Origin of the sequence: Kamptonema sp. UHCC 0994, assembly GCF_029167235.1 — a bacterium.
Taxonomy (GTDB): domain Bacteria; phylum Cyanobacteriota; class Cyanobacteriia; order Cyanobacteriales; family Microcoleaceae; genus Kamptonema.
In genome coordinates, this window is sequence record NZ_JARFTR010000108.1 from 1 (window position 1) to 4,853 (window position 4,853).

General features: G+C 45.3%; 5 protein-coding genes, 2 rRNA genes and 1 pseudogene. 4 read left to right on the top strand and 4 right to left on the bottom strand.

Annotated features, from left to right (window positions below; genetic code table 11):
* Positions 1 to 109 precede the first annotated feature (109 nt).
* A complete protein-coding gene (locus PY364_RS10510; protein WP_275522330.1) occupies positions 110 to 607 on the bottom strand; it encodes a PadR family transcriptional regulator in 498 nt (165 codons plus the stop codon).
* A gap of 152 nt (positions 608 to 759) precedes the next feature.
* On the bottom strand, positions 760 to 1,434 hold the full coding sequence (locus PY364_RS10515; RefSeq protein ID WP_275522333.1) for an NAD(P)-dependent oxidoreductase: 675 nt from the start codon (positions 1,432 to 1,434) through the stop codon (positions 760 to 762).
* A 136-nt stretch (positions 1,435 to 1,570) separates the two neighbouring features.
* Between PY364_RS10515 and trpC the strand changes: the two genes are divergently transcribed.
* The 4 genes and pseudogenes from trpC (at position 1,571) to PY364_RS10535 (ending at position 4,425) form a co-directional block, all read left to right on the top strand.
* Entirely contained in the window at positions 1,571 to 2,464 is an 894-nt protein-coding gene (gene trpC, locus PY364_RS10520; RefSeq protein WP_275522335.1) for an indole-3-glycerol phosphate synthase TrpC, read from the top strand.
* Between the two features lie 245 nt (positions 2,465 to 2,709).
* Positions 2,710 to 2,793 (top strand): annotated as a pseudogene (locus PY364_RS28835) (single-stranded DNA-binding protein); the annotation flags it as partial.
* A 41-nt stretch (positions 2,794 to 2,834) separates the two neighbouring features.
* Positions 2,835 to 3,098 carry a DUF5340 domain-containing protein gene (locus PY364_RS10530; RefSeq protein WP_275522340.1) on the top strand — a complete coding sequence of 88 codons (264 nt, stop codon included), beginning with the start codon at positions 2,835 to 2,837 and terminating at the stop codon, positions 3,096 to 3,098.
* 169 nt (positions 3,099 to 3,267) lie between these two features.
* A complete protein-coding gene (locus PY364_RS10535) occupies positions 3,268 to 4,425 on the top strand; it encodes an alanine--glyoxylate aminotransferase family protein (RefSeq protein WP_275522341.1) in 1,158 nt (385 codons plus the stop codon).
* Positions 4,426 to 4,555: 130 nt separating this feature from the next.
* On the opposite strand, the gene rrf is transcribed toward PY364_RS10535, so the two are convergent.
* Together rrf and PY364_RS10545 are read right to left on the bottom strand one after the other, a co-directional pair.
* A 5S ribosomal RNA gene (rrf, locus tag PY364_RS10540) occupies positions 4,556 to 4,673 on the bottom strand.
* A gap of 68 nt (positions 4,674 to 4,741) precedes the next feature.
* Positions 4,742 to 4,853: ribosomal RNA gene (locus tag PY364_RS10545) — 23S ribosomal RNA — on the bottom strand; the annotation flags it as partial.

Below are 4,853 nucleotides of genomic sequence, written 5' to 3' on the forward strand. Positions count from 1 at the left end.
GAGGGAAGGACTTACCGCACGGCGGTTCACCTTCAAATGTAATCAGTTATCACCAACTGCCTGAGCAGCTAGGCTAACCGTCCCGTAAGGGTTTGATCCTTACTTTAGGTTAAACGAATCGCACCTTACCCATCATTACGGTTTTGAAGGCCTCCCAAGGAGAGTCTGAATTTTCCTGTTGGGTACGCTCTGCCAAGAGTTGTTTACCCTCATCGGTAATGGTGTAAATCTTCTTACCGCCTTCCTGTGTGCTGGTTAGATAACCACCATCCTCCAGCATTTGGAGTGTTGGATATACTGAACCGGGACTGAGGCGACGGAAACCACCATTTCGGGTTTCCATTTCTTTGATCAGATCGTAACCATGAGCCGGGTGTTCGGATAACAATTCCAGCAGGATGAACTTGATGTCTCCCCTACGAGTCCGGTGCTCATCTCCCCATCCACGACCAAATCCTTCATCGCCAAAATGCTTGCCATGATGGCCATGATGAGGCCTGCCACGATCCTTGCCATGCTGGAACCAATGACTGATAAACGATAGATCCTCTTCACTGACTCCTGCCGATACAAGTGCCGGAAAGTCAAAACGAAAGCGTCTAAACATATCTAAGTGAATCCAAAATCAACTTTCTCTACTATACGACATATCGCGATATATCGGTATGAGTTTAGATGAAGATTTGTAAAGATATGGTTGAGGGGGGAATTTTAGGGTGATTTGGGGTTAGCTAGAGGTTTGGCGATCGCGCCATTTTCTCAATAAGCAACAGTCATGCGACGGCGAATATATTGGGGTTTCTCAACTTCATCCAGCAGCGCGATCGCATAATCCTCAGCCGAAATTCTGCTTTCACCATGCTCATCAACGAGCAACTCATCAGTTCCCACACGAAACTTACCAGTGCGATCGCCCGACATAAATATCGCCGCCGGACTAATAAAAGTCCAGTCCAAATCCGCCTTTTCATAAATACCAAGGGCCTCCCGATGGGCTAAAGATGCGGGGCGATACTGCACCGGAAAATCGGGAGTATCAACCAACTGCATACCAGGCGCAACAAAAAGACTACCTGCGCCACCCACCACCACCAAACGATTAACTCCCGCAGCAGTCAAACCTGCAATTAGTGAATGTGCTGCTTGTGGAATAATCAGCGCTAAATCAGGGTTATTTGCTGTAGTATTTCCCGGCCCAGCCGCACTGATAACAGCATCGTGGCCCTTAACAATTTTGGCAACACTAATAGGATCTAGCACATTACCAACAACAACAGTCAGGCGTGACGCAAAGCTATCCTGTAAGGAATCTCCCGATAACGAAAAACGTGCTGGATCTCTAACGATCGCCGTCAACTCATGGCCGCGCATCAACGCTTCCTTAGCAATTTGAGTCCCAGCCATCCCATTTGCGCCAAACAGTGCAAGTTTCATCAAATTTCTCCTAATTATTCAGTTATTCAACCGGAAATAAACTCTCGATCGGTTATCTCCATCTATCTATAATAATCTTGCAAATTTCCCTAAAATACGTTGAAACCTGTTGCGATCGCCTGCTAAACTATTCTCTATGATTGAAATCCGCCGCCGTCGCCCCAACCCAGCCGTATCCGTACTCTACCTCAGCTACCAGGTAGCCGTACCCGATGACAAACCCCGCCACATCCTAGAAGAAATAGTCTGGCAAAAAGAAATAGAAGTTGCCCAGATGCGCGATCGCACTCCCTTAGCTGAGCTCCAAAAACAAGCAGCTAAAATATCTTCTCCCCGCGATTTCCTAGCCGCACTTCGCCATAGCAAAACGAAACCCGCTGTCATAGCTGAAGTCAAAAAAGCTTCCCCTAGCAAAGGCGTAATTAGAGAAGATTTTGACCCCGCCGCGATCGCACTTGCCTATCAGCAAGGCGGCGCTAGCTGCATATCCGTCCTCACCGATGTAAAATTCTTTCAAGGTAGTTTCGATAACTTAGCAATTGTTCGCTCAACCGTTGAATTGCCCCTACTTTGCAAAGATTTCCTGATCTACCCTTACCAAATTTACCTCGCCCGCGTCCGAGGAGCCGATGCCGTACTGCTAATCGCCTCTATTCTTTCTGACAAAGACATACAGTATTTTGTCAAAATTGTCAAGGCTCTGGGGATGACAGCACTAATCGAAGTTCACACCCTCGAAGAACTAGATCGCGTATTAACTATAGAAGGCGTAAACCTCATAGGCATCAACAACCGCAACCTCGAAGATTTTACCGTCAATCTGGAAACTACCAGCCAACTTCTAGCCGCACGGGGTAGCGAAATCCGCGATCGCGATATCTTAGTTGTAAGCGAGTCAGGATTGCACGTACCCGCAGACTTAGCCCTCGTTGCTAGCGCCGGTGCCCAAGCCGTCCTCATCGGCGAATCTCTCGTGAAACAGCCTGATATTGCCGAAGCTTTAACAAAACTTACCAGCACAGCCACCTGATAGTATTGACAACGAGCTAAAATTCTGGTAATAGGTGGTAATATGCAATCCTATTCTTGCGATTGTCATGGCAATTAATAGCAGAAAAAAGAGCGATCGCAATCTTTCATTATGACTACTAAGTAGATAGACCGAATTAAAGGTAAGGTGGGCGCTCGCCGACAACCATTTATAGCAATAAGTTACAATTTTTTGGCGGCGAGCGCCCACCCAACAAGCTATAGCGTTTACTTTACCAATTACCAATTACCAATTACCAATTACCAATTACCAATTACCAATTACCAATTACCAATTACCAATTACCAATTACCAATTACCAATTACCAATTACCAATTACCAATTATGAATTGAGGTAGATAAGCTTTCATGGAGCAAATTCCCCTTCCTTCCCATATACATTATGAACTATTACTGCAACTCCTAGAGCGAAAAACATTGTTCGCTGTCAGTCAAAAATCTCCCCAGCAAGAACAAGTCCAACAACTGATAGTCACCCTCCGCAAAGCTGTCGCTCAGCAAAAACAACTCGAAGAAAGTTGCAAACGCTCTAACTTACCAGTAGAATACCTGTGGTCACTCAATGAAATCAAAGCTGAGTCAGTTGAGGGAGAATTAAAAATTAAAGATTAAAAATTAAAAACTAAGAATTGTTTAATTTTTGATTTATAATTGCTATGACAATCATCAATAATTTGTCATCAAAAATTTCTAATTTGAATGCTTTTTTAACAATAACTTATGCAAAAACTGATTTAGGATTGCTATAGTTACTAACGATTGAATTAGGACAGACAACATCATGGATAACAAGTTAATGCTGATGATTCCTGGCCCCACGCCAGTACCAGAAGCAGCATTACTGGCAATGGCCAAGCACCCGATGGGCCACCGTAGCAGCGAATTTGATGCGATCTTTGCAGAATGTACTGAGAACCTGAAATGGCTACACCAAACTAAGAGCGACGTACTAAGTTTAACCGCTTCTGGCACTGGCGCGATGGAAGCAGGGATAATTAATTTTTTAAGTCCAGGCGATCGCGTCCTTGTCGGTAATAATGGTAAATTCGGCGAACGTTGGGGTGAAGTCGCCCAAGCTTACGGCTTAAATGCTGAAATCATCACTGCTGAATGGGGTCAACCTCTAGATCCAGAAAAATTCCGCGAGAAATTAGAAGCAGATACTAACAAAGAAATTAAAGCCGTTATCATCACCCACTCGGAAACTTCTACAGGCGTTCTCAACGACTTGGAAACCATCAACCGCCACGTAAAAGCGCATGGTCAAGCTTTAATTATGGTCGATGCCGTCACCAGTTTAGGGGCCGCCAACGTCCCGATGGATGAGTGGGAAATTGACGTAATTGCTTCTGGTTCTCAGAAAGCTTATATGATTCCCCCCGGTTTGGGTTTTGTCGCCGTCAGTCCCAAAGCTTGGGAAGCTTATAAAACTGCTAAATTGCCCCGTTTTTATCTAGATTTGGGCAAGTACCGCAAAGATGCTGCTAAAAATACGACTCCTTTCACCCCGCCAGTGAATATGTTTTTTGGCCTGCAAGTAACTCTGCGAATGATGAAGGCGGAGGGATTAGAAAATGTGTTCGCACGTCACCAGCGATTGATGAAGACTACCCATGCAGCGGTAAAAGCTTTAGGCCTGGGTTTGTTGGCTGCTGACGGGGCCGCTAGTCCAGCAATTACGGCAGTAGTACCACCCGCACAGGTAGATGCTCAAAAAGTGCGATCGCTGATGAAAAAGCGTTTTGATATTCTCCTGGCTGACGGTCAAGACCATTTGAAGGGTAAAATTTTCCGTATTGGTCATTTGGGATTTGTGTGCGATCGAGATATTCTTGCCGCTATTTCTGCCTTAGAAACAGTCCTCCGAGAATTAGGTTATGAAGGCTTTATTTCTGGTGCTGGTATCGCCGCTGCTGCCAAAGTTTTGTCGGAATCTTAATTAAATACGCATAAGGACATAGCATCGCTATGTCCTTATGTCCTTAAAAATTAAACAAAATTCTCACGCAATCTCAAAACAAAACCCCTTTCAGCTCAGAGTGAGAGAAAGAGGCTGTGTCAAATAGAATCCCTGGCATCGAGCTATTTTCCCAGGCAGTTACCCACCAAGTATCTTCGCCACCGCAGCGTTTAACATCCGAGTTCGGGATGGAATCGGTGTGGTGCCACCGCGTCATAAACACCAGGAAAAGCTGTAAGGGTGTAAGAGCCCTGAAGACTGCAAAGAAATAAGTCATCAAATCAAATCAAAGTTAGAGGTCAAGCCCTCGGTCTGTTAGTGCGCCTCAGCTTCATCCCTCACAGGACTTCCACTTAACGCCTATCAACGGGTGTTCTGCCCGTGACCTTACTGGATAACTCCATGAG